Origin of the sequence: Salinibacterium sp. M195 (assembly GCF_019443965.1) — a bacterium.
Classification (GTDB): Bacteria; Actinomycetota; Actinomycetes; order Actinomycetales; family Microbacteriaceae; genus Rhodoglobus.
On the sequence record NZ_CP040814.1, the window covers coordinates 2,860,609 to 2,886,173 of the forward strand.

The 25,565-nt window shown below is 60.0% G+C and carries 28 protein-coding genes; 6 read left to right on the plus strand and 22 right to left on the minus strand.

The annotated features are described in order from the left end of the window. Nucleotide 1 precedes the first annotated feature (1 nt). The 9 genes from FFT87_RS13700 to FFT87_RS13740 all read right to left on the minus strand — a co-directional run bounded on the left by FFT87_RS13700 (nucleotide 2) and on the right by FFT87_RS13740 (nucleotide 8,586). A complete protein-coding gene (locus FFT87_RS13700; RefSeq protein ID WP_219949230.1) occupies nucleotides 2–670 on the minus strand; it encodes an HAD-IA family hydrolase in 669 nt (222 codons plus the stop codon). Continuing rightward, the gene (locus tag FFT87_RS13705) at nucleotides 660–1,730 is read right to left on the minus strand and encodes an ABC transporter ATP-binding protein (RefSeq protein WP_219949231.1); all 1,071 of its coding nucleotides are present in this window, start codon (nucleotides 1,728–1,730) and stop codon (nucleotides 660–662) included. Before FFT87_RS13705 ends, FFT87_RS13700 begins: the two co-directional genes overlap by 11 nt. Beyond that, the gene (locus FFT87_RS13710) at nucleotides 1,727–2,581 is read right to left on the minus strand and encodes a carbohydrate ABC transporter permease (RefSeq protein ID WP_219949232.1); all 855 of its coding nucleotides are present in this window, start codon (nucleotides 2,579–2,581) and stop codon (nucleotides 1,727–1,729) included. Before FFT87_RS13710 ends, FFT87_RS13705 begins: the two co-directional genes overlap by 4 nt. Further along, entirely contained in the window at nucleotides 2,568–3,494 is a 927-nt protein-coding gene (locus tag FFT87_RS13715; RefSeq protein ID WP_219949233.1) for a carbohydrate ABC transporter permease, read from the minus strand. The genes FFT87_RS13710 and FFT87_RS13715 overlap by 14 nt, the downstream gene beginning before the upstream one ends. Then, nucleotides 3,491–4,810: an extracellular solute-binding protein gene (locus FFT87_RS13720; RefSeq protein WP_219949234.1), complete on the minus strand. Its 1,320-nt coding sequence runs from the start codon at nucleotides 4,808–4,810 to the stop codon at nucleotides 3,491–3,493. Before FFT87_RS13720 ends, FFT87_RS13715 begins: the two co-directional genes overlap by 4 nt. Beyond that, complete coding sequence (locus tag FFT87_RS13725; protein ID WP_219949235.1) at nucleotides 4,807–5,643, minus strand: MBL fold metallo-hydrolase; 837 nt, start codon at nucleotides 5,641–5,643, stop codon at nucleotides 4,807–4,809. The genes FFT87_RS13720 and FFT87_RS13725 overlap by 4 nt, the downstream gene beginning before the upstream one ends. Nucleotides 5,644–5,780: 137 nt before the next feature. After that, nucleotides 5,781–6,671 carry a LysR family transcriptional regulator gene (locus FFT87_RS13730; protein WP_255560163.1) on the minus strand — a complete coding sequence of 297 codons (891 nt, stop codon included), beginning with the start codon at nucleotides 6,669–6,671 and terminating at the stop codon, nucleotides 5,781–5,783. A 71-nt stretch (nucleotides 6,672–6,742) separates the two neighbouring features. Further along, complete coding sequence (locus tag FFT87_RS13735; RefSeq protein ID WP_219949237.1) at nucleotides 6,743–7,717, minus strand: alpha/beta fold hydrolase; 975 nt, start codon at nucleotides 7,715–7,717, stop codon at nucleotides 6,743–6,745. Between the two features lie 26 nt (nucleotides 7,718–7,743). After that, nucleotides 7,744–8,586, minus strand: coding sequence for an SDR family oxidoreductase (locus FFT87_RS13740; protein WP_219949238.1), 843 nt, complete (start codon nucleotides 8,584–8,586; stop codon nucleotides 7,744–7,746). Between the two features lie 85 nt (nucleotides 8,587–8,671). Between FFT87_RS13740 and FFT87_RS13745 the strand changes: the two genes are divergently transcribed. The 3 genes from FFT87_RS13745 to FFT87_RS13755 are packed head-to-tail and all read left to right on the plus strand — an operon-like array spanning nucleotide 8,672 to nucleotide 9,790. Next, nucleotides 8,672–9,271 (plus strand): TetR/AcrR family transcriptional regulator, encoded by a 600-nt coding sequence (locus FFT87_RS13745; RefSeq protein WP_219949239.1) that lies wholly within the window; start codon nucleotides 8,672–8,674, stop codon nucleotides 9,269–9,271. A gap of 16 nt (nucleotides 9,272–9,287) precedes the next feature. Further along, entirely contained in the window at nucleotides 9,288–9,533 is a 246-nt protein-coding gene (locus FFT87_RS13750) for a type II toxin-antitoxin system Phd/YefM family antitoxin (RefSeq protein ID WP_219949240.1), read from the plus strand. Beyond that, complete coding sequence (locus tag FFT87_RS13755) at nucleotides 9,533–9,790, plus strand: type II toxin-antitoxin system RelE/ParE family toxin (protein WP_219949241.1); 258 nt, start codon at nucleotides 9,533–9,535, stop codon at nucleotides 9,788–9,790. The genes FFT87_RS13750 and FFT87_RS13755 overlap by 1 nt, the downstream gene beginning before the upstream one ends. On the opposite strand, the gene FFT87_RS13760 is transcribed toward FFT87_RS13755, so the two are convergent. Then, nucleotides 9,787–11,682 (minus strand): thioredoxin domain-containing protein, encoded by a 1,896-nt coding sequence (locus FFT87_RS13760; RefSeq protein ID WP_219949242.1) that lies wholly within the window; start codon nucleotides 11,680–11,682, stop codon nucleotides 9,787–9,789. The two genes, FFT87_RS13755 and FFT87_RS13760, sit on opposite strands and share 4 nt — an antisense overlap. 11 nt (nucleotides 11,683–11,693) lie before the next feature. Here FFT87_RS13760 and FFT87_RS13765 point away from each other — a divergent pair, with 11 nt between their 5' ends. Continuing rightward, nucleotides 11,694–12,467 carry an MBL fold metallo-hydrolase gene (locus tag FFT87_RS13765; protein ID WP_219949243.1) on the plus strand — a complete coding sequence of 258 codons (774 nt, stop codon included), beginning with the start codon at nucleotides 11,694–11,696 and terminating at the stop codon, nucleotides 12,465–12,467. Nucleotides 12,468–12,565: 98 nt separating this feature from the next. Here the strand turns inward: FFT87_RS13765 and FFT87_RS13770 are convergent, their stop codons facing one another. After that, nucleotides 12,566–12,814, minus strand: coding sequence for a hypothetical protein (locus FFT87_RS13770; RefSeq protein WP_219949244.1), 249 nt, complete (start codon nucleotides 12,812–12,814; stop codon nucleotides 12,566–12,568). Nucleotides 12,815–12,901: 87 nt separating this feature from the next. Beyond that, nucleotides 12,902–13,087 (minus strand): hypothetical protein, encoded by a 186-nt coding sequence (locus FFT87_RS13775; protein ID WP_219949245.1) that lies wholly within the window; start codon nucleotides 13,085–13,087, stop codon nucleotides 12,902–12,904. Nucleotides 13,088–13,280: 193 nt separating this feature from the next. On the opposite strand from FFT87_RS13775, the gene FFT87_RS13780 reads away from it, so the two are divergent. Together FFT87_RS13780 and FFT87_RS13785 are read left to right on the plus strand one after the other, a co-directional pair. Then, entirely contained in the window at nucleotides 13,281–13,856 is a 576-nt protein-coding gene (locus FFT87_RS13780; protein WP_219949246.1) for a helix-turn-helix domain-containing protein, read from the plus strand. A gap of 2 nt (nucleotides 13,857–13,858) precedes the next feature. Beyond that, nucleotides 13,859–14,440 carry a hypothetical protein gene (locus FFT87_RS13785; RefSeq protein ID WP_219949247.1) on the plus strand — a complete coding sequence of 194 codons (582 nt, stop codon included), beginning with the start codon at nucleotides 13,859–13,861 and terminating at the stop codon, nucleotides 14,438–14,440. Nucleotides 14,441–14,858: 418 nt separating this feature from the next. Here the strand turns inward: FFT87_RS13785 and FFT87_RS13790 are convergent, their stop codons facing one another. The 10 genes from FFT87_RS13790 to FFT87_RS13835 all read right to left on the minus strand — a co-directional run bounded on the left by FFT87_RS13790 (nucleotide 14,859) and on the right by FFT87_RS13835 (nucleotide 25,443). Further along, complete coding sequence (locus FFT87_RS13790) at nucleotides 14,859–15,290, minus strand: hypothetical protein (RefSeq protein WP_219949248.1); 432 nt, start codon at nucleotides 15,288–15,290, stop codon at nucleotides 14,859–14,861. Between the two features lie 75 nt (nucleotides 15,291–15,365). After that, entirely contained in the window at nucleotides 15,366–16,313 is a 948-nt protein-coding gene (locus FFT87_RS13795) for a hypothetical protein (protein WP_219949249.1), read from the minus strand. A gap of 360 nt (nucleotides 16,314–16,673) precedes the next feature. Further along, the gene (locus FFT87_RS13800; protein ID WP_219949250.1) at nucleotides 16,674–17,117 is read right to left on the minus strand and encodes a hypothetical protein; all 444 of its coding nucleotides are present in this window, start codon (nucleotides 17,115–17,117) and stop codon (nucleotides 16,674–16,676) included. Beyond that, entirely contained in the window at nucleotides 17,114–19,558 is a 2,445-nt protein-coding gene (locus FFT87_RS13805; protein ID WP_219949251.1) for an RHS repeat-associated core domain-containing protein, read from the minus strand. Before FFT87_RS13805 ends, FFT87_RS13800 begins: the two co-directional genes overlap by 4 nt. Before the next feature lie 89 nt (nucleotides 19,559–19,647). Continuing rightward, nucleotides 19,648–20,076, minus strand: a complete 429-nt coding sequence (locus tag FFT87_RS13810; protein ID WP_255559962.1) for a hypothetical protein — start codon at nucleotides 20,074–20,076, stop codon at nucleotides 19,648–19,650. Between the two features lie 193 nt (nucleotides 20,077–20,269). Further along, nucleotides 20,270–21,100: an aldo/keto reductase gene (locus FFT87_RS13815; RefSeq protein ID WP_219949253.1), complete on the minus strand. Its 831-nt coding sequence runs from the start codon at nucleotides 21,098–21,100 to the stop codon at nucleotides 20,270–20,272. A gap of 71 nt (nucleotides 21,101–21,171) precedes the next feature. After that, a complete protein-coding gene (locus FFT87_RS13820; protein WP_219949254.1) occupies nucleotides 21,172–22,314 on the minus strand; it encodes a bifunctional 2-methylcitrate synthase/citrate synthase in 1,143 nt (380 codons plus the stop codon). A 59-nt stretch (nucleotides 22,315–22,373) separates the two neighbouring features. Next, nucleotides 22,374–23,279, minus strand: coding sequence for a methylisocitrate lyase (gene prpB / locus FFT87_RS13825; protein WP_219949255.1), 906 nt, complete (start codon nucleotides 23,277–23,279; stop codon nucleotides 22,374–22,376). Further along, on the minus strand, nucleotides 23,279–24,772 hold the full coding sequence (locus FFT87_RS13830; protein ID WP_219949256.1) for an MmgE/PrpD family protein: 1,494 nt from the start codon (nucleotides 24,770–24,772) through the stop codon (nucleotides 23,279–23,281). The genes prpB and FFT87_RS13830 overlap by 1 nt, the downstream gene beginning before the upstream one ends. Before the next feature lie 11 nt (nucleotides 24,773–24,783). After that, nucleotides 24,784–25,443, minus strand: a complete 660-nt coding sequence (locus FFT87_RS13835) for a GntR family transcriptional regulator (RefSeq protein ID WP_219950851.1) — start codon at nucleotides 25,441–25,443, stop codon at nucleotides 24,784–24,786. Nucleotides 25,444–25,565: the final 122 nt, after the last annotated feature.

Here is a 25,565-nt window from a genome sequence, read left to right on the forward strand (position 1 = left end):
GTCATTTCAGTAGGAGGGCATGAAGCTCGGCGATTGTTGATTTCGTCGACACGTGGTGAATGCTCGTCCATCCGTGCGCTCGCGCTGCTAAACAATTAGCGGCGATATCGTCGATCAACACAACCACTGAACCTGACGGTGACAGCTTCTCATCAGCGTGAGCAAAAATGCGCGGGTCAGGTTTAGCCAAGCCGATTTCGTGCGACCGCACCCAGGCCTCGAAGACATCGACTCCGGCCAGCATCTTCGCCCGGTGGGGTTCCCACTCAGCCACGCTGTTCGTCAGCATTCCGACGCGCACTCCAGCATCAGTCAATCGGTGAAGTTCACCAAGCAGCTCAGTGTTGAGAGGCCGATCGCGGTACCAGTATTCGTCCCAGCGGCCGAGGTCCACCTGACTAACGGTACCGATCGGCAGGGCTTTCTCAAGGAGCGCACCCCACTCTGCCTGACTGATGAGCCCCAACTCAAGAGGCCGAAGTCCTGTGACGTCGAGATCGTGGGCTACTCGCGTTGCCGCCTCCATGAGCACGCTCCACGGGACACCGCTCGCCGCAACAACCTGAGCAATGGCTTCGTCAAGGGGAGGGGTCAGGACTCCCCCAAAGTCACACCAGATGACTCCGAGGCCGACTGCCGGTGCGGGTGCGGGTGCGAAATCAGATGACATTGCGGCGGTTTCCATTCGAGTCAAAGTAGTGAAGGCGAGCAGCAGCAATTGTGGCGCGAACGGGATCACCCGGCTTCAGCCAGCGCTCTCCTTCACGCTGAGTGATGGTGAAGGTGTGCGCGCCGTCGCGGATGAGAACCTGCTGGCCATCGCCCGTGAACTCGCACACCTCGGCAATCCCCGATACGTGAAGCGCTGCGGATGAATCGACCTCGGAGGTTTCTTTACCGAGCGGAGGCAGGATCTCTGCATCGCCAGCTCGCCAGCCGACGCGCCCAGCGCCATCCGGCTCTGATTGCAGATTCATTGCAGGAGATCCCACAAACGTTGCCACGAACTCGCTAGCGGGGCGGTGGAAAAGTTCCTCAGCGGTGCCAGCCTGCGCGACTCTGCCTGCATCCATGACCACGAGGTGGGTAGCCATCGACAGCGCCTCGTGTTGATCGTGCGTGACCAATACGAGCGTCGCTTTGATCTCGCGGTGGAGACGCAGAATCTCGGCGCGGGCGCTGGCCCGCAATTGAGAATCGAGTGCTGAGAGCGGCTCATCCAAGAGCAGCACCTGTGGACGTCGAATGATCGCCCGTCCCAGCGCCACTCGCTGGCGCTGCCCTCCGCTGAGCTGCGACGGCTTGCGATCGAGCAGCGAATCAAGTCCGAGCAAGGCCGCAACGCTGGCTACCCGTTGGCTGATCTCCGTTTTCGAGGGACCCGTCTGCCGATCGTGTCGAGCGTGAAGTCGCAACCCGAAGGAAAGGTTCGCGGCGACAGACATATGCGGGTAGAGGGCATAGTCCTGAAAAACCATGGCCACGTCGCGCTCGCCGGCACGCTGACTCGTGAGTGGTTCACCGCCGAGAATGAGCTCGCCGGTGGTTGCAGTGTCTAAGCCAGAGAGCACCCGCAGCAGGGTTGATTTGCCGCATCCCGATGGCCCAACGACCACGGTGAGAGAACCGGCAGGAATCTCCAGGTCGATGCCGTCAAGCGCCACCGCGGTGCCGAATTTCTTGGTGAGACCAGAAAGGCGAATATCGCCGCTATGAGTAGTGAGTGTCATTTGAGTCCCGACTGAAGGAAGGCATCAGTGATTCGACGCGAAGCGACGAGATACACGATGAGAATGGGCAAACTGGTGAGGGTAGCGGCGGCGAGCAATCCGCCGAAGTTGGTGCCTTCTGCGGTCTCGAACTGACGCAAGCCGATCTGCACCGTGGTGTCGATCTGGCGTGGCGCTACCAGCAATGGCCAGAGGTAGTCGTTCCAGCTAGTGATGAAGACGAGGATGCTGACGGCAGCAATCGCTGGTCGCAATGCCGGCAACACTATGTTCCACAGCACCTCAAACGGTCGGGCACCGTCGAGTCGCGCGGCGTTGAGGAGCGACCGCGGTAGTCCGTCAACGTGTTGCAGCAACAGGAGAACCGCCAACGCCGACGATCCGAGTTGCGGCACGATCAATCCCGCTTCGGTGTTAAGCCAGCCCAGCTTGGCTGTCATCAAGAACTGGGGAATGATGAGCGCCTGCGGCGGGATGGCCAGCGAAATGGTGAGCAGAGTGAGAACCACACCGCGGTAGCGAGGGCTGAAATAGGCCAGAGCAAATGCGCCGAGAATCGCGATGATGACTTGACCGATCACGACGCCCGCCGCCATGACGAAGGTATTGCTGAGAAGCAACCCCACGGGCCACACCGTAATCGCGTGCACGTAGTGCTCGAGCGTGGGGTGAGCCGAGAGTGGTGTCAACGAGTAGATCTCGTTCGCAGGTTTGAACGACGTCAGGATGCCCCAGAGCACGGGGAATGTCATAGCCAGAATCACCCCGAGTAAGACAGCGTGCCAGGCGATGGTGCCGGTCGCTGCGCGCGAACGCGTCCGTAGACCGGCGGCGTGATTAACGGTGCGCACTGATTCTCCTCAGTAGTACCCAGATGAGGCCAGCGAGCGCAAAGAAAAGCAGCACGATGGCCGCCGCGGCCGATGCCATTCCTGTTTCAAAGAACTCGAAGCCGAGGGTGTAAATGCGGTAATAGACGTTGTCGGTTACTCCGTCTGGCCCTCCTTGAGTGAGAACTGAGACGTTGGTGAACACCCATTGCCCCGCCAACACAATGCTCAGGATCCCCAGAAGAACCGTTGTTTTATGCAATTGGGGAATCACGATGAATCGTGTGGTTTCCCATGCCGTGGCAGATTCGAGACGCGCGGCCTCAAGCGTGCGGCGGTCGAGCGCTGTTAACGCTGCGCTGTAAAGCAACATGTTGAACGCGGTCACCTTCGCCGCCGTTACGAGAACGATCACGATCAGGGCGCTGCGGGGATCACCGAGCCAGTTCATTGGCGGCAAGCCCACGAACCCAATGATTTCATTGGCGAGGCCCTGCAGCGGATTCAGAATGAACCGCCACGATACGGCTGCCGCTACGGGGGCGACCATCACTGGCAGAAAGAGCAACGAGCGATACACGGTGCTCGCTCGACCCGATTTCTGCCAGAGCATGATCGCGAGAAACATCGGAACAATAGTGGAGAACGGCAGCAGCGCTGCCGCGTACAGCAGGGTTTGTCCGGCGGCTTGCCCGAATTCGGGCTCCCGAAACAACCGAGCGTAGTTGTCAAAACCGACGAAGCCTCCGACATCCCCCGTGAGATTCCACTCGAGAAAGGACAAGACTCCGGTGAAGAGGGCCGGACCATAAATCCACATGAAGAGCAGCAGCAGTACTGGCGTGACGTATGGCCACGCGCGGCCAGGGCGGCGCCGCCGATCGCGGGCACTGTCAGCGACAGTGCCCGCGATCGATGAGGTCACAATGGTCACGGAGCGCCAACGAGGTCACGGATGCGGTCGGCTGTCTCGGTGAGCGTTAGCTTCACATCCGCATCCCGCAACACGATAGGCGATACGGCATTGTCTTGGAACAACACCGTCGCTTGGTTCGCCTTCGCTGAGGGGAATGAGAGGTACGGAGCAACAGTAGCGAGCTGGTCGAGTGCGGGCAGGAGCAGTGTGTTTTCTTCGAAGTACCCAGCCAAGTATTCAGGGTCGGTCGCAAGTTCTGCTCGCAGTGGTAAATAGCCGATGTTCTCGGTAATCATCGTGTAGCCCTCTTTGCTCGTCATGAACTTCACGAACTCCCACGCAGCCTGTTGCTTGGCTTCGTCTTCGCTCAAGACGACGAGACTGGCCCCCGAGTGAGTGGGGCGTGCAGCCTGGTCAGAGAAGGTCGGGAACGCGGCAGAGCGTAGTTCGAAGTTGCCTTCGGCTGCGGCACTGATGGTGCCCTGTACCGCAGTTGTGATGACGAACATTCCGAGCTCGCCCGACGAGAACGCGGCTAGAGCATCTCCGACCTCAACCGCAGGCTGGAGACCCTCTTGAGTGAGGTCTTGAAGTGCGCTTAGTCCGGCGATGGCTTCGGTCGAATCCAGTGTGATCCCACCGTTCTCATCGACGATCGATCCACCGGCGCTGTTAATGACCGACTGGGTGAGGTAATCGGACTTGCCCGAATCCACTGCGCCGAAGTAGACACCATAGTGGCCAGATTCGGTGATGGCCTCTGCTGCAGCTGCTACCGCTTCGATGCTCGTTGGCGGGCTGTCTGGGTCGAGCCCAGCACCCCGGAATAGATCAGCGTTATAGAAGATCGCGGGGATCGAGACGGTGTACGGCAGCGCATAGGCAACGCCGTCACGCGCACCGGTAGCGATCAGTGCTTGATTGATGCCCTCAGCGTGGTCTGCCCATTCATCACCGGCAATTTCTTCGATCGACTGAATCGGGAGCGTTTCGAGGCCTTCCGCGAGTTTGCTGTAGCCCAGTTGAACCACATCAGGGGCGATTCCCGCAGCGACAGCGGTCTTCGTTTTCGTGAGTACATCGGCGACCGGGACTGCTTCGGGCACGACAGTGATGTCGGGGTGGAGTTCAGCGAACCGGTCGAGAAGGAGCTGGGTACCTTCGCCTGCGGCTCCAGCGGTGCCGTAGTTGTAGGAGCTGAAGGTGATGGTCACACCATCTGCTTCCCCAGCATCCGCAGTGGCGGAGCATCCAGAGACAGCCAGAACTGAGCCGACGGCAAGGACCGCGACAAACCTGCGAGAGGCCAAAGCGGAAGGACGGAAGATATTCATGCGGGAACCTTTTTCTGAGTGGCGGAAATGGTGAGCGGGACGGTCGGTTGAGTGACACGCACGGGACCGGCAAAAACGCCGGAGGCGCGGTCTTGGTGCCAGGTATGATCAGCCGGATCGGTGCTGCTGAAGTGGGTAAGAACTAGTTCAGCCACGCCGGCGTCACGGGCCGCTTCGGCAGCTTCAATGGCGGTCAGGTGACCATGGCCACTGCGGTCAGTTTCACGGAGGGTGCATTCGCTGAGGAGCGTTCCGGCCCCTTCGGCTAACGCGGGCAGCGCATCCGTCACGCCAGTATCGCCCGTGTACACGAGGCTGTCTGGGCCGGATTCGACGCGGATGCCGCAGTTGGGCGAAACGTGTTTGAGCAGCTCGAAGCGCAACGCCAAATCGCCAACAGTATGTGTTTCACCCGGCTCGTATTCGTGAACATCGAACGCGAGATCAAATGATCGGTCGAGTAGCGGATGCGTCGTGACCGGAAACAACTGAGCAAGCTGCTGAAGCACAACGAGGGCTCCGCGTGGAACGAAGAGTGGAACCGGGGCCACCGCCTCGTTGACCGCCAACTGGCCGGTGTGCTCGTCGCGATACAGCCGGTGGTTAAGCAACATCTTGCCGAGCGGCAGGAGATCGTAGATATGGTCGCTGTGCTGGTGGCTAATGAACACCGCATCAAGAGTCTGCTTCGTCAGGTAGCGACTAAGTGAGAGCGCGGTTCCAGGGCCCGCATCGAGCAACAACCTCGATGAAGGAGTCTCGACCAGATAGCCGGAGCTCCCTTGGCCGTCGCTTGGCATCCCCGCGAGGATACCGAGTGGGGTGATTTGCATAGGTCGCTTTCGTTGGCGGCCGCCGGGTTAGCGGGCCGTTCGAGAACAATCGTGGCTGCTACGAAGGAGGGCATCAATGGCCAGAATCCGAACGATCAATTGGGCTGCATAATCGGTGAAAGAGGGCACTATCGGGCCTACCGCAGGCTCTCTGCAAGCTGAATGAGGCTCTCAACAACAGAGTTCACTAAGGGTTCACTGTGGCGTGCGCTCCATGCCACATGGATATCAACAGTCGGCTCAATCGGAGTTAGTCTCAGCATGTGAAGCCCATTAGCTTTGCTCTGTTCAGCGCGCGGTAGTGACGCAAACCCAACGCTGTCGGTGGTCTCTAGCTCAAGGTGATAGCTCGCCGGGTCGGTTCTTGAGGCCGCCTTTTGCAGACCGATACCTTGCGATTGTGAGGCCGACAGCACTGCACTTTCGATGGCAGAACTCGTGGGGTCGGTTCCTGCCAGCTGAAGATAGCGAGCGATCTCCCCGAACGATGCTTCGCTTGCGTTCGACAGCGGGTGACCCGCCCGCACCATCGCAACCACCGGAACGCTCAGCAGAAACTGGCTGCTGATTCCTTCTTCATCGACCGGTCCGTACACGAGGCCCAAGTCAAGATCCCCGCGAACTAGCGCCTTCAACTGGTCTTGGGAGGCCATTTCTCGCAACATTGTGGTCATGCCCGGTTCGCGATTTCGAAGGTCAGCCAACAAGGGCAGGAGCAACAATCTGCTTGCAGGATAGTTGGTGGCGATTCGTAGCGAACCGCCCCGCCGCGCAGCTTGTTGAGCGAGCGAAACCGATCGTTCGACCGCCGCGAAAACTCGCTCAATCTCAGAGAGAAAGACTGTTCCCGCCGGCGTGAGTTGCACAGTCCGCGAACTTCGGTGAACCAGACGAACGCCCACATCATCTTCAAGTTTCTGCAGCATCTGACTAACAGATGCTTGAGCAATGAAGAGCCGCTTGGCTGCTTTTCCAAAGTGGAGTTCGGCGGCGATGGTGCGAAAGACTTCGAGCTGGCGGAATTCCATGATGGCCACGAGTCAACCCGTCGCATATGAACACCCGGTGTCGACACGAGGATTGCGGGGAGGATCCGGCGCTAGTTGAGGTTCGCCAGGAACGCTCGGTAGTCCGCGGCGGTTAGCTCAGGGATTTCGAGCATCGGTAAATGTCCCACTCCGGGGTACGTCACCAGTCTGGAATCGGGTAGCCCCGCCACCCACACCTCTGCGGCCGTCGGGCTGATGATGCGATCTCCCTCGCCCCAGAGCACCAGGCTGGGCGCGGTGATTTCAGCAAGGCGGTCATCGAGAAGGTCGTTGCCTCCAAAGTCCGCAGTAATTTCGGCTAATTGATCGCGGCGTTCTGCTTGATCCTGAGCAAGCGCATCTTTGACGAAGCCGGGAAGGAACGGGGGCTTCTCCATCGTCATCGCGTAGAAGTCGTCATATTTGGATGGGTCAGTGAACAGGAACGGGTTGGTGTTGCCCGCTTCCGTCATCGTGTTCATCTCGCTCGCCTCAGGGGAGATCACGCCGGCAGCATCGCTTAGTCCCAGCGAAAGCGTGCGTTCCGGGTTTTCGAGCGCAAAGGTGGCCGCGATGAAGCCACCCATCGAGTTGCCGATTATGTGTACTTGGTCGATACCGAGTTGATCAAGCAGCCCGGCGACCCGGATAGCTTGAGCGGGCGCTGAGTAGTCCACCCCGGAGACGAACGGTGTGTCGCCGTGGCCTGCCAGGTCCGGGATTATCACGTGATAGTCGTCGTTGAACTTGGCTGCGAACCGAGCCCAAACGTCGCGGTCGGCACTGAAACCGTGAAGCAGCACGATGGTTGGCGCATCCAGTGGTCCACCTTCGTAGTAGGCCATCTGCAGCCCATCGACTTCGGTCTGCTCAGTGTGTAGGCCTGCGAGCCGAGTCTCGGTTCCAATGGTTACGTCGTAAGCGAGACGACCGATGCCGGGGTAGGTCGCCCAGATGGCGACAGCGGCAAGCAACACGAGCACGCCGACCGCGACGAGGCGCCGACGTAGCTTTGGGCGTCGGCGCGGCTGCGGTTTCGGGGCCACGTGCGGATCCGTTGGCGCGTGGTTCATCAGCGGTTGCTGCCTGCGTGGGAACCTCCTGCACTGCCTGCTTTGGCACGCCCGACGAAATGGTCCATTGTGTTGTTCACGCCGAGCTGATTCATGAGTTTGTCGAACCAGCGGACCGGAAGCACCCGGGCGGGCGACAAGAGGTTTACGAACCGGGGCATGATCAACTGATGCCTGCCCTTCTCGATTGCTGTCAGCGTTTTCTGAACTACATATTCGGGAGTCAGGATGGGCAACAGCCGAGGGTATTTGGTTTGCACACCCTCAAACATTCCAGTGCTGACGAAGTAGGGGCACACGACCAGCGAATTAACTCCGGTGTTTGCTTTCGAGAGTTCTACCCGAAGTGACTCGGCGAATCCGAGAGCAGCAAACTTGCTCGCGGAATAGTCGGTTTGCTTAGCTACTCCGACAAGACCGGCGGCGCTAGAGATGGTGACGACGGTGCCGTGACGGTTCGCGATCATGTTCCCGAGGAACGCGCGAGTAACCCAGAACAGAGCAAGCGTGTTTACGCGAATCGTGCGCTCAATCGCGTCATCAGTAGCATCAAGAAGATTTTTGCCAGTGACGATTCCCGCGTTGTTGATCACAACATCCGCTTGGCCGGTTTTCTTCGCGGCCGCCTTGACCGCATCCCGGTCAGACACATCGACGGTGAACGCCTCGGCGTGATGACCCGCGCCAAGGATCTCCTGACACACTCTCTCGGCCGCGGCCGCCGACAGATCCCACACCACGACCCTGGCTCCGCGTTCCGCAGCACCTAGAGCCAGAAGTCGCCCGATGCCGCTTCCGCCACCGGTGATCACAACGGTTTGATTCTTCAGAGGATGAGTCACTCGTCTTCTCCTTCAGCAACAGCGCGGACCCGCAATAACAATATTGACCGTTCGGTCAATAGATTGCAATAGCTAAGCTTGAAGCGTGGTCGGAGTAAAGAAACCAGAGATCGAGCGACGCGACGACATTCTCGCCGCCGCAAAAGCCGTGGCGATCCGAAGCGGGCTAGAAACTGTCTCGCCTCGCACAGTTGCGGCGGAAGCTGACCTCTCGAACGGCCTTGTCTACTTCTACTTTGAATCCAAAGACGGACTCCTGCACGCTCTGCTTGCGCGACTGCTCTCGACGACTCTCGACGGCCCCGAAAACGGTTTCGGCACCGATATGCCATCAGACGCTGCGCTGTTTCACATGGTGGCCACTGAACTGGAAGGCTTGCACACTCAGCGCGCCGAAGTAGACCTTCTTTTTCAGTTCTACTTCTTTCGCCAGGGCACGGAATTTCGCGACCAACTCAACACCGGCCTGAGCCACTATGCCGACACCATGGAGCCGATCACCAACCGATTCGCTCACGAGCACGGCCTTGCCCCCGAAGCGTTCCGATCGACACTCATCGCTCTCATTCAGGGAGCCGCGATCGACGTTGTGCGTCGGCCCGAAGAGTTCAGCGCCGAAAAGCTTCTCCAGATAGTCGCTGCTCTGGCGTCGACATCTACTCGCAATGTACATTTTGATGCTTGAAACGTACAATAAAACCATGTCAACCACCAGCATTGCGGATGCCCGCAAGAACTTCTCTGAGATCATCGCCACGTCGGAGCGTGAAGCTGTTTTTATCGAGCGCCGTGGACAGCCTGCGGCCGTTGTCGTGAGCCCAGAGCAGTATGAGCGCATGATGGATGCGCTAGAAGATGCTGAAGACGTTGCCGCCTTCGACGAAGCGCTGGCCGACGAGGGCCCGAACATTCCCTGGGATCAGGTCAAGGCAGACCTGGGCTGGTAGTGGCTTATCGCATTGAGGTCGCACCCACGGCGGCGCGCGCCCTCAAAGGAGTTGACCATCAGCATCGCGACAGAATTCGTGGCGCGATCGCGCTTCTCGGCCAAGACCCGCGGCCTCCGGGGGCGAAAGCGCTTCAGGGCCGACGCGGCTTTCGCGTGCGCGTCGGTGACTACCGCATCATCTACACAATTCAGGACGAAGTGCTACTCGTGGTCGTCATCACGCTGGGGCATCGGCGCGACGTCTACGAACGCTAATTCGTGCTCAATAGTGCTTTCAACGCCGCCGTATCCGTGAGCGGCAGGCGGCACACAAACTCTTCACACAGGTACGCCGTCGGCTCGCCCGCAAGTGCCGTGCGTGCCGCAAACAGTTCGAAACCGGATGCCGCAAAAGCGTCTCCCTGAGCCTGCGAGACGGCTACGCCAATTCCTCCAGCGCGGTGCAGCGTGCGGGCCAGACTCGTGAGCTCGCCGCCGCCCGCTGCGCCAGCCGCCCCGTCAGCCGTCACAACGACGAGCTGGCGCAAGGGTGCGCCGAGCTCCGACATGAGGGTGAGGGCTGTTCCAAACGAGATCGGTTGCTGGGCTGCGAGTTGGCCGACCAGCTTCATGGAGGTTTCGGCCGCATCCCGGTACTGGGCGTCGCCGGTGAGCGCGAACAGGGTGTGTGCGGCGGCGGCCATGGCGCTGAGGCCGCTGGGGTGGGCTCCGTCGCTGATGTCGGCTTCGGTCGAGAGGCCTTGCGCGGCGAGCACCGAGTCGCTGCCACCGGGGAGGCCAAAGGGTGAGCTTCCCGAGCCTGCGGCTCCGGCGGCGAGCGCGCCATCGATGAGGTCGCGGGCGGCGATCGCGTAGTGCACCTCGCCGGTAGCGATCGAGAGTTCGAGCAGCCCTTGAGCGAGCATTCCGCTGTCTTCGAGGGTTGCTGCCGCGTCGGAGAGGATGCCGTCGATGGAGGTGCGCACGAGCCGCTGCCCCGCCGCATTTGCAACACCAACACCCACATGCTCCGCAAGCAAGAAGTCGGCGGCACCGCGAGCCAGCGCGATCCACTCGGGGTTGCCATGACGAGCGCCGGCCAAGGCGAGAGCTTCGATGGCGAGACCATTCCAACCGGTGAGGATCTTGTCATCGCGGGGCGGGGCTTCGACGCGGGCGCGGCTCGCGGCATCCAGCGAATAGTAGAAGCCTTCGACGCGCTTGCCGTCGACGGTGCTTTCCGAGTCGAGACCCGATGCGAATGCTCCTGAGGGCAGCAACAATCGGTCGCGCAAGAACTCGGCGACGCCCGTCGCGATCTCAGCCGAGTCGGCGAGCGCATACGCGGCAAGCAGTTGGGCGTTGTCGTAGAGCATGCGTTCGTAGTGTGGGTCGGTCCAGTCGGCCTGGGTGGAGTAGCGGAAGAAGCCGCCATCGACCGGGTCCCGCAGGGCGGATGCCGCCATCGCCGTCAGCGTGCGGTCGGCGAGACCGGCTGCCTCGGGCGAGTGTTCCGCGGAGCGGGCGCCGCGATCGAGAAGGAACCGCAGCACTGGGGTGACCGGAAATTTGGGGGCGTCGCCGAATCCGCCGTGCTCGAGGTCTTCGGCGGCAGCGAGCGCATCAATCACCTCTGCGAAATCGGCGACTAGCTCGCTCTCGACACCGCGGCTCTGCGCAAGCGCCTGGGCAATCGCATTGCCGCTGGTCTCGACCTGTTCGCGGCGGGTGAGCCACGCATCCGTCACCGATTCGAGCACTTGCCGAAACGCCGGATGCTGCCCCACCGCCGTCGGCGGCCAGTAGGTGCCGGCAAAGAACGCTCGCCCTGCTGGCGTGACGAACACGTTGAGTGGCCAGCCCAGGTTGGGGGTGAAGGCGGATGCCGCCGCGAGATAGGTGGAGTCCACTTCGGCGTGCTCTTCGCGGTCGACTTTGATCGCCACAAAGTTCTCGTTGAGGTAGGCGGCCAGCACGGGGTCGCTGAAAGATTCGCGCGCCATGACGTGACACCAGTGACACGTGGAGTAGCCGATGGAGACCAGAACGGGCACATCTCGGCGTTCCGCTTCAGCAAAAGCTTCGGCAGACCACTCCCACCAGTTCACCGGATTGGTGGCGTGTGATCTCAGGTATGGGCTCGCAGCAGCTTCCAAACGATTAGGCATAGTCTCAGAGTATGTCGAAGTTGACCGTGACCTACATTGGCGGCCCCACCGCGTTGCTCGAATATGCGGGATTGCGCATCGTAACTGACCCCACTTTTGATGCCCCGCAGCTTTACCCCGACGAGGGCGGTGTGCCGCTCACCAAGACGGTGGGTCCGGCGTTGAGCCGAGCGGATGTTGGCGCTGTCGACCTCGTGTTGTTGTCGCATCACGAACACGAAGACAACCTCGACTATGAGGGACTAGAACTTTTGGCCACCGGCGTGCTGACGATCAGCACCATGAAGGCGGGTTCTGACCTCTTCGGCGGAGGTGTTGTCGGTCTCGACTCTTGGGAGTCTCGTGAGGTCGGTGCTGTCACCGTCACAGCAGTGCCCGCGCTGCACGGGCCTCCCGGCGCGGAAGCCCGCGTCGGCCCGGTCACCGGCTTCGTGCTGCAGGCCGAGGGCGAACCAACCATCTACGTCAGCGGCGACAACGCCTCTCTACCGCTAGTGCAGCAAATCGCCGACCGTTTCCCCGACATCAGCGTCGCCGTGCTGTTTGCAGGTGCTGCCCGCATCTCCGCCGTCAACGGTCCTCTCACGTTAACGTCAGCGGATGCCGCAGAAGCCGCCAAAATCTTGGGCGTTCACCACGTGGTCGGCCTCCACACCGAAGGCTGGGAACACTTCACCGAAACCCGCGCCGACCTCGAAGCCGCGTTCGCGGGGACCGGGTTGCTCGTCGATACGCCGCCAGGGGTTGCTGTGGAGGTTGGGACTAGACGCTTGGCCGGTCTCTGAGATCTACTTTCGTCGCTAAGAATGAATGGTGGGTCACCACAAACCATCTAATTTGCTCGACGAGCGAGCGTCTAACGAGCGGCGGCGAGAGCCTCGGTTCAATTGAACGTTTGGGGGATCTCGATCAGCGGAGAAAAGTCACCTTTGAAAACGTCAAGTTCAAACAAGTCATCGAATTGATCGACGTTCAGCGTGGCGGAAACCCACATTCCATCAGAGTCAAAGAAGGTCACCTCCGCTACTTGCCTCTCAACCCGCTCTTCTACTGCGCGGCCACGTATCGTCAAACTGCCCATGCCACCGTCGTCCATTTCCAAGACGGAAATGTCTGGAAACGTGGCGTTCAAAGCTAAAATTTTGGGCGCTCTCTCCAATAGGGCTCTAATCAGTCGCAATTCACCAGAGGTGGGGGGACGATAAGTTGGTTCCAACGGTCAAACCGCCCTTAGTTCTCGGCGCTTCGTCGAGTTCGCGGTGATGTCGCTCACGTCTCGATCGCGCTGGAGAAGCACCCGCTTCACGCCCGGTCGCCCCACAAATTCGGCGAGCGCGCGGCCGTTGCTATAGCCCAATGAGGTATCGAACTCCCAGCGAAGGCCACGCTCGTCAATGAGTGCCATAGCCATCATCCGCACCTTAGGTGGAGATTTCCGCCCGCGCTTGCTCATGTCGCCTCCTGCGCTCGAGTCTAGTGACGAGCAATCTCGGCGGTGATCGTGGACAGCCCAGCGAGCGGGAGCATCCGAAATTACTTGACTTTACCAAAATATGTTTTCCAAGCTATATTTAGAAGTAAGAAGGGCGGTGATCACTATGGCGAATGCATCCACATTGATCCGTGCTGCCCGAAAAAGTGGACGCCTCACCCAGGAGCAGCTTGCTTCTCGTTCCTCGATCGATCAGGGCAGCGTTTCGCGGTCGGAGCGAGGTCGCGATGCAAGCTTCGACACCGTCGATCGCCTGCTAGCCGGAGCGGGGCACCGGTTGTATTCGGCCCCTACTCGCCGGGACGACGCGGCGACCGCCGCAACCGAAATCCGTCACCAGCTCGCAGCCGGTGACAAAGACAGAGCCCTTCGGGCCTTGCTGCAGCTCAACGACAACCTTGTGTCTGAGCACGGACTGATCCGCGGAGTCCTCGGGCTTGCCGAGCCCGAGTCGACTCGAGACCCGGTGTGGGATGCCGCACTAGCAGCGCTTGTAGCGTGGCGACTCGCAGACGAGGGCATTCCTCTGCCGCAGTGGGTTGATCTCCCCAACCGGTTCCTCAGCAGCCACCGGACCCTTGAAGTGGACCCCGCAGACCCTGTGGCTTCACTCGCAGATGTCCCCGCCGAGTTCGTTAAACGCGGCGTTCTTGCGTGGCGTGACACGTTCGAGAGCGTGTAATCGTGGCAACCACTCTCGACAGGGATGACATCATCACCGGGTTGCGTGAACTCATAGCGGAGCTACGCTCGGAGGGCGAAGTAGCAGGAATCCGGTTGGTTGGCGGAGCCGCCCTCTCTTTGCGCTATTTCGACCGCGGGACCACCCAAGATCTCGATTCACTACACGTTCGACCGGGGAGTGATGCTGCGGTCGCCTCCGCCGCCGCCCGTGTTGCGCAACGCCACGATTGGGACCCCACCTGGCTCAATTTTGACGTCACCAAAGCGGATGCTCTGCCGACCCTCGGCCGCGCTGTTGAATGGGACACGATCTACGATCGCGATGACATCGTGATTCAGGTCGCATCCAAAGAGGCACTCTTGGCGATGAAACTGCGCGCCAACCGCCCCGGTCGCGACACCCGCGACATCCGACTACTCCTGAGATTGTGCGAGATCAGCTCCCTCGACGACGCTGACGAGTTGTACGAGGAGTTCTACCCGGGTGACAGCCTCGACCCCCGAGCGGTATCAATGGTGACCGCGATACTTGCCGACGGTAAACGCGATACCCCCGTGCGACCAGAGCCGATTATCTTCTAGAGCTACTCCAGCGTTGTCTCCGTTAATCTGAACGCTCGCTCGACACCTTCGAACCTTGTGACACTAAGTGTCCCGGTTGGCCTCTCACCGAATTGATCCACGTTCAGCGTGGCGGAAACCCACATGCCGTCAACATCAAAGAAAGTTACCTCCGCGACTTGATCCTCGAAACGTCGTTCGGGCGAAGGAGGGCCGACCGCCAAGCTGCCCATACCGCCATCGCTCATTGCTCATTGCTGCAACGGTCAGCGCCGAGAGGGTGTCAAGCAAACCCGAAAACCTCGGGGCTCGTTCGACCAAAACACGCAGAAGCCGCAGCTCTGCCTCGGTCGGAGATCGGTATGCACTCTCCCTTGAGCCAATTTAGCGGCGGCGGCGGCGCGAATTCGACCCCAAGAAGCAGGACGCAAACTCCTGATCAGCCCCAAGACCGCTCGAGATCGTCACTGTCACCTTCGGTTTCCGGGGATCCGAACCACGTAGCTAAAACCAGGCCCCACAAGCTAAAACCTGTAACCCCGGCAAGCCCTGTAGTACCGATTTCCTCTAGGTGCTCGACGATCTCATCGGCAGTATCGCCTGAGTTGTCGCTCACGCCGCCGCCCTCAAAGTGAAAGTGGGAGCCAACGTTGAGAACATAGGCGCCGTCGTAGGCCACGAATACTTCGGCATAAGTCGCCCGAGGTTCTGAGGGCCGAAATTCGACGTTGACCCCGTGGGCCATCTCGGATGGGCCGTGAACATCGATGCGCACGCGTGGAAAGCGCACCTCGATCCGCTGCACTACCTCGGTCGCGATGCTCCACGCGAGCCCGTAGTCCACACCCCCATCGGGCAGATCCTTCTCCATGAGCTAGGCCCACGTCTGATCATGTTGGCCGGGCACGTGCCTCATGCTTGGAGAGGGTTGGGTTGCCCGGATCATTCACTCAATGTAGCGGCAGCAGCGTCCAGCGCGAAGCATCCGGAGGCGTGAATCACCGCAGCCCTCTCTGGCGTGCTTATGCAGGCTGCTCGAAACGAGCCCACGGGCCGTCCGCGGCGACGCTTGAGGCAATGTGAGGTTGGTCGCCATCGCTTTCCCAACCAGAGGGATGCTGAATGGGTACATCAATCCTGAGCCCGTGGAACAACTCGCGGCGGGCAACATTCTGCAGGTGCGCCGGAGCCCACTCGATGTCGAGGTCGCGAACAGTTGCGACTTCGAGGCCGTCTCCCGAAAAAATAGTTCGTCGTCGCCGGGGCGGCCTCCGGCAATGACGATGTCCCACATGCGCTCAGCGACGGGAAAGAGGTTAAGAAGATTCGAAAACAGGTACAGCCCCTGATACTCACCAGCACGACAGAATCCCACCGTCGGCAGCAACGGAATAGGGAAATTCGCTCGATCCTCATCGGTCACGGGAGCAAACATCGAGTGTTCATCGCTGAACGTAGCGCGCGGCGGTCGTCGGGACAGCATCCTCCACGAATCACGAACTCTGAGCCCGAGAGCGAGCGGCTGGCCGAAAAGATCCACAGCGCCATCCACCACCACAAACGGAAGTCGGAAAAGCCTCGACGTGCGGGTCGACCAATGGCCAGCAAGGTACGCCAGCGCGGCCTGGAAGTATTGCTCCAGGTACTCCCGCACAGTTTCGTCTGAGGCGAGATCATCCGCCTGCGCGTGGTAAAAACCACCCGAGACGTCCAACTGAAACCAGCCGGTCGTGTCCACGGAAACGATCGCGTACTCATCGCGGTTCGCCAGCGAAGTGAGCTGGAGAAAAGTCTCATCGTTCGGGCGCACTCCCCCAATCCCGACTTCGGCGTGGACGCCGTCAGTCGATGCAGCGAACTCCTTGAGGAGCGTTAGCAGAACAGACCGATCCATCCAGACTCCTTACTGTCTAGCCCATACTGGTGCTCAGCGTCGCAGCAGCACAAGAGGTTGCACGGCGATGAAAGTCTCACCGTAGATTCAACCCGCCGGAGGTGGTGACCAGAGTTGAGTGCTACTGCTTCGGCAGTTCTTTGGATTGGTGCAGTCTTACGCCGCCGTTTGCCGCCGGAACCTCAAGCAGCACACGCCAATCAATGCCATTGCGTTCGACCGCGGCGAGTCGCACTGAGCGATACCAGCAGCATCGAACGTGTAAGTCGAGGTTTCCGTGCGCGGATCAGCCACCCACGAATCCGACAAAGTGTTCTGGATGATCCGGCCCGACTGCGACCGCACAACCTCCAGGTCCAATCAAACCCACGACTCCCAAGACTGAAGCACTACCGAGAATCGGGACCGTAAGATTTCGTCGATTTCAGCGTCAATTCCTGGCGACCCAAATGAATTCGGAGAGAGCGGCCCTAAGAACTTGAAGTGTCTTACGCTCACCAAACCTCCCTCGCCGAATGCTTCGATTTGCTCAACGATTTCGTCGGCAACGCCGTCCAGTTTGTCGCTCATATCGTCACTCTCAAAAACAAGATCGGAACCAGCTTCGAGATTGTATGAACCGTCATAAAACACCGTCACCTCAGCACTCACCGCGTGCACGTCCAACGGGCTGAAGTTCACATCGACTCCGTGACACACCTCCGACGGGCCTCGAAGTGTGACTCGAACCTTTGGAAAACGTGCCTCGATCCTGTTTGCCACATCAGTGGCGATACTCCACGCAAGTTCGTAATCGACGGTCATCTCATTATCCTCGGCCCATTGGTGAAGATATCAAAGTGACCGTAACCCCTTTTGGCGTTTTGTCGTATGTACTTTGACGAAATCCGAAAAACCATACGGCCTTGGTGCTTGCCCCAACCTATTTTCGTCGTCGTCCCCTGTCGGTTCCACGTGCCTCCTGGTTTCGCGGGCGTACCCGTGACACCAAGCTGGTAATTACCAAACCGACGACTATTGACGCCGGTGATCGGCGATCGCGCAGCTCCCGCGGCCAGTCTCGTCGAGACGCGAACCACGCTCAGAGCCTTGGCAGCCGCCCCGCCCGGAATCAGCGCCGTTGAAATGGGAACAGCTGCATTGGCGTTTCCTTCAGACTTTGCCAATTGAGAACGAATGAATGACGACCACCATTCTGAGTCATCGCATGTCTCGTCCTCGTCTCCAAAGAGATCAATGCCAAGAGACATTCCACTCAGGTCCAGTTGATTGATCGGGTCAGCCGGATAGTCATAAGCATTTGTCACCCCACCCTCAACCGGATCCACCTCCAGGAACCTGCCGAGGCCGGCAACATACTGTCTGGCACCCATTTCGATCGTCGCGATCGACCCTTGATGCTCATAGAGTTTCCGATGCTGCCCGACGAACGCGTAGTCCGCCTCCCCCGGCGACGTGTCAGTGACCGCGTCATCCGCTGTCTCTGTGCCGATGTCGCCGGTGACCGGGTCGATGGGTTGCCCGAACGGATCAAATGCTGCTCGCGCACCAATCCGAACACCGAGGTGGTCGGTGAGGATGATCGAGTCACCGTGCAGGTTCGGGTACGACCACTTCGCATCAGCCCCCACCGGCAGAGACACACTCACCCCGCCCGGCAACGACAGCGTCTCCTCAATCAGCACACCGGCACCATCCAACACACCAAACATGCCACCCGCTGAGAACGTGTAACGGATAACCTCCGGCAACTCCCCCGGTGCTGTGGAGCTGCGCTGCACAATCCGCCCCGTCGCATCCCGCACATATTCGATCACAGTGCCGTCATCCAGCACCGTCTTCATGTGTTGGTCGGCTACGTCATAGAACAGTTGCTGATCAGCCAACCGGGTTGTGTTGCCGTGCGCGTCATACGTGAGAGTTGCCGCACCCAGATTTGTTGAGAGCAGGGTGTTTGCCCCTGCCGGAGCACCCGCCACCGCCGTCGACAATAACCGGTCAGACCCGTCGTAGCAGTAATCAGTTGTGATCGGAGTGCCCGCATCCTTCACATCCGAGAACGACGTTCGGTTACCGTTACGGCCCGCAAGATCACTCGCACCAGCAGCACACGTAGTGTCGCCGAAACCATACGAGAGCACATGCCTTGGAATGACCGCCTCAGTCAAACGACCAGCAGCATCGAACGTGTAAGTCGAGGTTTCCGTGCGCGGATCAGCCACCCACGAATCCGACAAAGTGTTCTGAATGATCCGGCCCGACTGCGACCGCACCACCGAATCCGACACCACCGTTGAATCCGGAAAACTCCAACTGAAACCAATACCCGCACCCGCCCCATTGCGGGTGATGCTGCCCAGGCTGCTGCCGTTGGCATACGCGACCGACTCCAGAAGCTGCGTCGCGGTCGAATACGTCGGAGTCGCAATGGCGACGTCGTTATGTTTGACCACAGTCACCTTGCCGTCTGCGTCGTACTCAAATGACTGCTTGCCCGTCACGCCACCTGCACCAGCAGTGACCGTGGTGACCGAAGTCACACGACCCGTCTTCGACTCATACGCTGGCATTGTCACCGTTCCCCACACATCCGTGGAAGTCACAGTCCGCCCCAAGAGATCGCTGGCCGAGGTGATCGTACCGACCGGATCGGTGGTCGTCACGACGATCGTGCCGCCGACAAACCCATACGTCATCGTTGTAGTACGCGAAGGCGACGAACCAAACGCCGACAAGACACTCGAGGTTGCGCGACTTCGGTCATCGAAGTAACTGCAACTCCAGCTCGTATCACCGGAACGTTTCGTGCCGGCGGAACGACCCCACAGGTCATAAACGAACTCTGTCACCACCGCACTGCCCGCAGCCGGGGTTGCACCCGTCGACGACTTCATGAAGCCATGCTGCGGGGTGCTCAACGGAACACCACACACCTCAGCCGCGAATCCGGCCTCGGCCAAGGTCTCCCTGTCGCCGTAGTAGACCGGAGAGTTGCCCTCAGACGCGGCCGGAGCGGAAGCCCCTGCCGCCGCAACCGCACTAGGAAGGTGACGAGTCAAACGACGCAGATACCCGCTGCCGCCCGGAGCTTCGTAGCTTTCCTTCGTCGTCAACGCCAAACCACCCGGATTGATCGTCGTGCTCGTTGCCGCCCCCAACCACGGGTGCGCATACTGCAGCGACGTCTCGATATCGGGCACCTGCGCGTCAGAAAGACCACTCGATGCCGGTGCCGAATCATGCACGGTGGCGCGGTTCGCCAGCCCATAATTGGGTGAGAACGCAGAACCAGGGACCGTTGCCCAGGCTGCCGATCCCGGAAGCAGCTAGTGACTTATTCGTCGACGAGAACTTGCGCCTTCAGAAGCCGCACGTCGCCGCTAAGAGGCTCCACCTGAAACAACACAGGCACGCTAACACCATCACGCTCGACAATCGCCGGGCGACCTTGCCTAAGGTCAGCGACATCATCGGCTGTGAGGCTGATGCCGTACTCCGCGAGCGCCCATTCCTGCACATCGGTGGTGTAGGCGGTGTATGCGATCGTGTCTCGCTCTTCGAAGGATTCGGCAGAGGCGATCAGTCCGAGCACACTCGCGGTTCCGATTACCCCAGCGACTACGGTGAGTGCCGCGGCACGGAAACGGAACTTGCGGCCAGGCCCTGCGAGCCAGTACAGAACCGCCACGACGGCGATAGCGAATGTGGCGACGGCACCGATAAACGGTATAAACGCCAAACCGTCGGTGGGGCTCTGATACATGCCCGGATTTTCCACGTTTCTCGCCTTACCACTCCGCCGGTGCTATTCGACCAACGCCCCGTCATTGTGAGTTCTCATCGTAACAGCGCCTGCCGAGCGATCCTGCGCAGCACGAAAGCCGGCATCCGCCCAGTTTTCAATGAACACGATGCCGGCTTTCGTATGAGGCTAACTGCCCCACGAAAAGATCTGCTTAGAAGGTCGCTTCGTCCGGGTTCGTGCCGACGCGCTGGTCGCGATCGATGGCATCGATCGACGCCATCTCGTCCGCGGAGAGTTCGAAGCCGAAGACGTCGAAGTTTTCTGCCATACGCTCGCGCGAGTTCGACTTGGGGAACAAGATGATGCCGCTCTGCAGGTGCCAACGGATCGCGACCTGAGCCGGTGAAACGCCGTGCGCCTCTGCAGCAGTCTTCAGTGCCGTCTCGCCGAAGAGATCGTACTTGCCCTGACCAAGGGGGCCCCAGGCTTCAGTGTGCATCCCGAGTTCAGCGCCGTATGAACGCAGGTCTCGCTGAGCAAAAGCAGGGTGCAGTTCGATCTGATTTACTGCTGGCACTGTTTCGCTGCCCGCCAGAATCTTGTCGAGGTGTGGGCGGTGAAAGTTGCTGACACCAATCGACCGCGTTTTGCCGGCAGCCTTGATGTCTTCCATGGTGAGCCAGGTCTCGAGGTAGCGGTCGAGATCGGGGCGAGGCCAATGGATGAGGTAGAGATCCACATAGTCGAGGCCCAGCTTTTCGAGGCTGAGATCCATGGCGTCGCGAGCAGAGTCTGTGCCCTGGTCGCTGTTCCACAGCTTCGTCGTGATGAAAAGTTCTTCACGCGGGATGCCCGAGGCCTTGATGGCGTTGCCGACGCCCTGCTCGTTGCCATAGATCATGGCGGTGTCGAGGTGGCGGTAGCCAACCTCGAGCGCGTCAGTCACGATGCGCTCGGTTTCTGCGGGGTCAACTTTGAAGACTCCGAACCCGAGCTGCGGGATGGAATTGCCGTCGTTGAGTTCAATCTGGGGAACAGTCATTTCCCCATCTTGCCACTCACAACTGACGATTCCATCCTCGCCCGTAAAGCTCCTAGCGAACGTGCCGCCGCCTAGGCGATGTGACGCTCGTCCACTCCTGAGTACGCTGCGAGCGGGCGAATGAGCGCGTTCGATGCGGCCTGCTCCATGATGTGAGCTGTCCAACCGGTGATGCGCGCCGCAACGAACAGTGGCGTGAACATGTCGGTGTCGAAACCGATCAAGTTGTAGGCCGGGCCGCTGGGGTAGTCGAGGTTAGGCTTGATCGTTTTGCGGCTCGTCATCGCCGTTTCGAGGGCGTTGTAGAGCTCAAGCATGTCGGGACGATCGAACTCTGTCACGAGCGTTTCAAGAGCAGCCTTCATCGTGGGCACCCGCGAGTCGCCATTCTTATAGACACGGTGACCGAAGCCCATGATCTTGCGCTTCTCGGCAAGGGCATTCTCGAGCCAGGCTTCAGCGTTCTCGGCAGAACCGATTTCGTCGAAGACGTGCATGACGGCCTCGTTGGCTCCGCCGTGCAATTGACCCTTGAGTGCACCAATTGCGGCGGTGACAGCACTGTAGAGGTCGCTGAGGGTGCTTGTGACAACGCGCGCGGTGAAGGTCGAGGCGTTGAAGGAGTGCTCGGCGTACAGGATCATCGACACGTCAAAGGCGTTGACGACAACGAGGTCGGGAACCTCGCCAAAGGTCATGTGCAAGAAGTTAGCCGAATAGCTGAGGTCATCGCGTGGCTCAACGAGCTCTTGATCGCGGCGACGGCGCTGGTCGTAAGCAACGATCGCTGGCAGTTTGGCAAAGAGCGTGAGTGACCGCGTGAGGTTGTACTCGGCGTCGATCATGCTGGCGGGGTCGGTGAGGGTCTCATCGAGCGCACCAATGGCGCTAACTGCCGTGCGGACGACATCCATCGGATGCGCGCTGAGCGGCAATTCGTCGATTACCCGCTTCGTGTGCGCGTCGAGGTGACGCTGCGCACGCTCGGCATCCTGAAATGCGATCAATTGCTCATCGTTGGGCAGCTCACCGTGCCACAGCAGGTAAGCAACCTCCTCGAAGGTGCACTTCTCGGCCAGTTCCTGCACGGGGTAGCCGCGATACATCAACGAGTTGGACTCGGGGTTTACTTTCGAGATTGCGGTGGTGTCGGCGACGACGCCGGCCAATCCTTTGCGGATCTCAGCTTCTGGGGTACCTGTTTGGTCAGTCATCGTGCTCCTCGGTGGTGTTTTTCGAGTTAATAGTCTTGGTGCGTTGGTGTGCGCGTGTGTTAGTAGTGGCTATCGAGGGTGAAGTTGAACACCGACGAATCGAAAGAGTTGTAGCTCTCATAGTCAAGCAGTTCATACAGGCGTGCCCTCGTCTGCATCTCACCGACAACAGACTGCTGGGTGCCGTCGGCGTTGATTGCATCAAGGGTGCGCTCTGCAGCACCCATTGCACTACGCAACAGGGTTACGGGGTAAATAACAATGTTTACGCCGATATTGCTCAATTGCGTTGTGGTGAAAAGTTCGCTCTTACCAAACTCTGTCATGTTTGCGAGGATCGGAACATCCACCGCTTTGCGCATCGCTTCGAACTCGCTAAGGTCCTTCATCGCCTCCGGGAAAATCGCGTCGGCGCCCGCATCGACAAGCTGTTTGGCGCGGTCCATTGCCACCTCTAGGCCATCAACGGCGCGGATGTCGGTGCGCGCCATGATCAGCAGGTTCGGGTCGCGTCGTGCTGAGACTGCTGCCCGGATGCGCTTGAGCGCAGTATCCGTGTCGACGACGGCTTTACCGTCGAGGTGTCCGCAGCGCTTCGGGTTGACCTGATCTTCGATGTGGAGGCCAGAGACACCAGCATCTTCGAGAGTCTGCACGGTGCGAGCCACATTCATGGGCTCGCCGAATCCAGTGTCGGCGTCGACGAGCGACGGGAGGTCGGTCATCCGTGAGATCTGCTGGGCACGACCGGCAACCTCGGTGAGGGTCGTCAGCCCGATATCGGGCAGGCCAAGATCGGCGCTGATGACGGCACCAGAAATGTAGACACCGTCGAAGCCTTTGTCTTGAATCAGGCGAGCGCTCAGCGGGTTGAATGCGCCCGGTACGCGCAGCAGTTCACCGCTGGCAAGACGCTCACGGAATTGCGCACGTTTGGTTGCGGGAGACGTTTCGGCGTACAGCATTAGAAGATTCCTTTGGCGGTGGTGGCGGGGAAGTTTCCGCGTACGGTGAGCTCCCCCAGTTCGGATGCCGACAGTTCCGGCAGTCGCACGGCAGCAGCCAAGAAGCGTTCGATCTCGTCGCTCGCGAGCACGCCATCCGCGAGGGTGCGGAACTTGGTGATGTACTGCTCGCGGGCGAAGGGCCGAGCACCGAGCGGATGCGCGTCAGCAACGGCAATCTCTTCCACGATGCGGCTGCCGTCGGTCATTTCAATCTCAACGCGACCACCGAATGCTTTCTCGGCGGGGTCGATGGAGTGGTAACGACGTGTCCACTCAGCATCTTCTTGCGTGGTGACACGCTTCCACAGCGCAATCGTGTCCGCGCGGTTGGCACGCTCAGGGGCGTAGCTGTTGACGTGGTGCCATTCCTGGTCTTGCAGGGCAACAGTGAAGATGTAGGGGATGGAGTGGTCGAGCGTTTCTCGGCTCGCGTTGGGATCGTACTTCTGCGGGTCGTTGGCGCCCGAGCCGATCACGTAGTGGGTGTGGTGGCTCGTGTGCAGCACGATGCGGTTGATGTTCGCTTCGACCAGTTCAGGATGCTCGCGCCCCAACTTGCGGGCGAGGTCGATCCACGCCTGCGCTTGGTACTCGGCCGAATGCTCCTTCGTGTACGAGTCGAGGATCGCGGTGCGCGGCTCCCCCAGCTCGGGCAGCGGAACTTCGTAGTGCGCGTCTGGACCATCGAGCATCCACGCGATCACGCCGTCTTCCCCTTCGTAAATCGGGGTGGGGCTCGTCTGTCCGCGCATGGCACGGTCGACGGCTTCGACCGCCATCTTGCCGGCGAAAGCAGGAGCGTGTGCCTTCCAGGTGGAGATCTCACCCTTGCGCGACTGACGCGTCGCGGTTGTCGTGTGGAGCGCTTGGCCAACGGCTTGGAAGATGGTCTCGGTGTCAAGACCGAGGAGGGTTCCGATGCCGGCAGCAGCGCTCGGGCCGAGGTGAGCTACGTGGTCAATCTTGTGCTTGTGCAGGCAGATCGCCTTCACGAGGTCGATCTGGATTTCGTAGCCCGTGACGATGCCACGAAGCACGTCAGCGCCAGTACGACCCGTGTGCTGAGCAACAGCCAAGATCGGCGGGATGTTGTCGCCAGGGTGCGAATAATCGGCGGCCAAGAAAGTGTCGTGGTAGTCGAGCTCGCGAACGGCAACACCATTGGCCCAGGCCGCCCACTCGGGGCTGACGCGCAGATCAGAGCCGAAGACGGTGGAGCCGGGCTCATAGGGGTGACGTTCAGCCTGCGCGCGAGCAGCTACCACCGGCGCACGCGTGAGGGATGCGGTGGCAACAGCAGCGTTGTCAATCACGCGGTTGATGACCATGTCGGTCACGGCATCCGTTGGTTCAAGCTGTTCAGCGGCAATCGCCGCGATCTTGTGGGCGAGCTGGTCTTCGCGAGCGAGGTTTTCGTCGCTGCGGTAAACGCGGAGGGCGTGGTCTTTCACAGTGGTGCCTTTCAATTGGCGGCGCGCAGGGGGGAATCTGCGGCCATGGCTAATGCGCTGGTGAGCGCGTGATGGAGATGAACATGAGTGGCGTGCGCGGCAAGCTCAGCATCGCCAGCGACGATGGCCTGCACGATAAGGAGGTGTTCTCGAGCGGCAGCAGCAAGACGCTCGGGGTTGTCTTTCGCGAGGCGACGCACGCGCACGAGGTGGGTGCGAAGCGAGTTAAGAGCTCCAACCAGGTAGTCGTTTTCCACCGCGTCATCGACAGCGTCATCGAAGCGACGCACGAGATCAAAGTAGGCACTGCGGTCACTGTCGTCACGAATGAGCAGCTCTGGCACGGTCTCGAATTCACGTTCAAGGTCGGCGAAAACGCTCCCGGTGTGATGCTGCGTAGCCAGACGCACTGCTTTCACTTCGAGCGCTTTACGAACATCGAAAAGTTCGCGGATGTTGTCGACCGAGACGCCGGTGACCACGAGTCCTCGACCGGATTGGCTCGCTACCAGACCATCTGTCATCAGTCGAGAAAGTGCTTCTCGTAGCGGCGTTCGGGATACCCCGAGCCGTGCGGCTTGTTCAACTTCTCCGAGAATTGTTCCTGGGGCTAGGCGCCACTCAACGATGTCGTCACGCAGGGCTTGGTATGCGCGTTCGCTGGCTCTCACTGGTGTTGCCAAGCGCACCTCCCCTGATCGACAGCATGGTGTTTTGTATACAAGAACCTCAGTCTAGGCCTGAATCAGAAGAAATCAAGCCGAATTCTGAGTGAACTGTATACAGAGCACGG

Bases quoted from the DNA above. Each gene is read 5' to 3' on its own strand.
- FFT87_RS13700 (WP_219949230.1), bottom strand. From the start codon at position 670: ATGTCATCTGATTTCGCACCCGCACCCGCACCGGCAGTCGGCCTCGGA.
- FFT87_RS13705 (WP_219949231.1), bottom strand. From the start codon at position 1,730: ATGACACTCACTACTCATAGCGGCGATATTCGCCTTTCTGGTCTCACC.
- FFT87_RS13720 (WP_219949234.1), bottom strand. From the start codon at position 4,810: ATGAATATCTTCCGTCCTTCCGCTTTGGCCTCTCGCAGGTTTGTCGCG.
- FFT87_RS13725 (WP_219949235.1), bottom strand. From the start codon at position 5,643: ATGCAAATCACCCCACTCGGTATCCTCGCGGGGATGCCAAGCGACGGC.
- FFT87_RS13730 (WP_255560163.1), bottom strand. From the start codon at position 6,671: ATGGAATTCCGCCAGCTCGAAGTCTTTCGCACCATCGCCGCCGAACTC.
- FFT87_RS13750 (WP_219949240.1), top strand. From the start codon at position 9,288: ATGTCAACCACCAGCATTGCGGATGCCCGCAAGAACTTCTCTGAGATC.
- FFT87_RS13760 (WP_219949242.1), bottom strand. From the start codon at position 11,682: ATGCCTAATCGTTTGGAAGCTGCTGCGAGCCCATACCTGAGATCACAC.
- FFT87_RS13765 (WP_219949243.1), top strand. From the start codon at position 11,694: ATGTCGAAGTTGACCGTGACCTACATTGGCGGCCCCACCGCGTTGCTC.
- FFT87_RS13775 (WP_219949245.1), bottom strand. From the start codon at position 13,087: ATGGCACTCATTGACGAGCGTGGCCTTCGCTGGGAGTTCGATACCTCA.
- FFT87_RS13780 (WP_219949246.1), top strand. From the start codon at position 13,281: ATGGCGAATGCATCCACATTGATCCGTGCTGCCCGAAAAAGTGGACGC.
- FFT87_RS13790 (WP_219949248.1), bottom strand. From the start codon at position 15,290: ATGGAGAAGGATCTGCCCGATGGGGGTGTGGACTACGGGCTCGCGTGG.
- FFT87_RS13795 (WP_219949249.1), bottom strand. From the start codon at position 16,313: ATGGATCGGTCTGTTCTGCTAACGCTCCTCAAGGAGTTCGCTGCATCG.
- FFT87_RS13800 (WP_219949250.1), bottom strand. From the start codon at position 17,117: ATGACCGTCGATTACGAACTTGCGTGGAGTATCGCCACTGATGTGGCA.
- FFT87_RS13810 (WP_255559962.1), bottom strand. From the start codon at position 20,076: ATGTATCAGAGCCCCACCGACGGTTTGGCGTTTATACCGTTTATCGGT.
- FFT87_RS13815 (WP_219949253.1), bottom strand. From the start codon at position 21,100: ATGACTGTTCCCCAGATTGAACTCAACGACGGCAATTCCATCCCGCAG.
- FFT87_RS13820 (WP_219949254.1), bottom strand. From the start codon at position 22,314: ATGACTGACCAAACAGGTACCCCAGAAGCTGAGATCCGCAAAGGATTG.
- prpB (WP_219949255.1), bottom strand. From the start codon at position 23,279: ATGCTGTACGCCGAAACGTCTCCCGCAACCAAACGTGCGCAATTCCGT.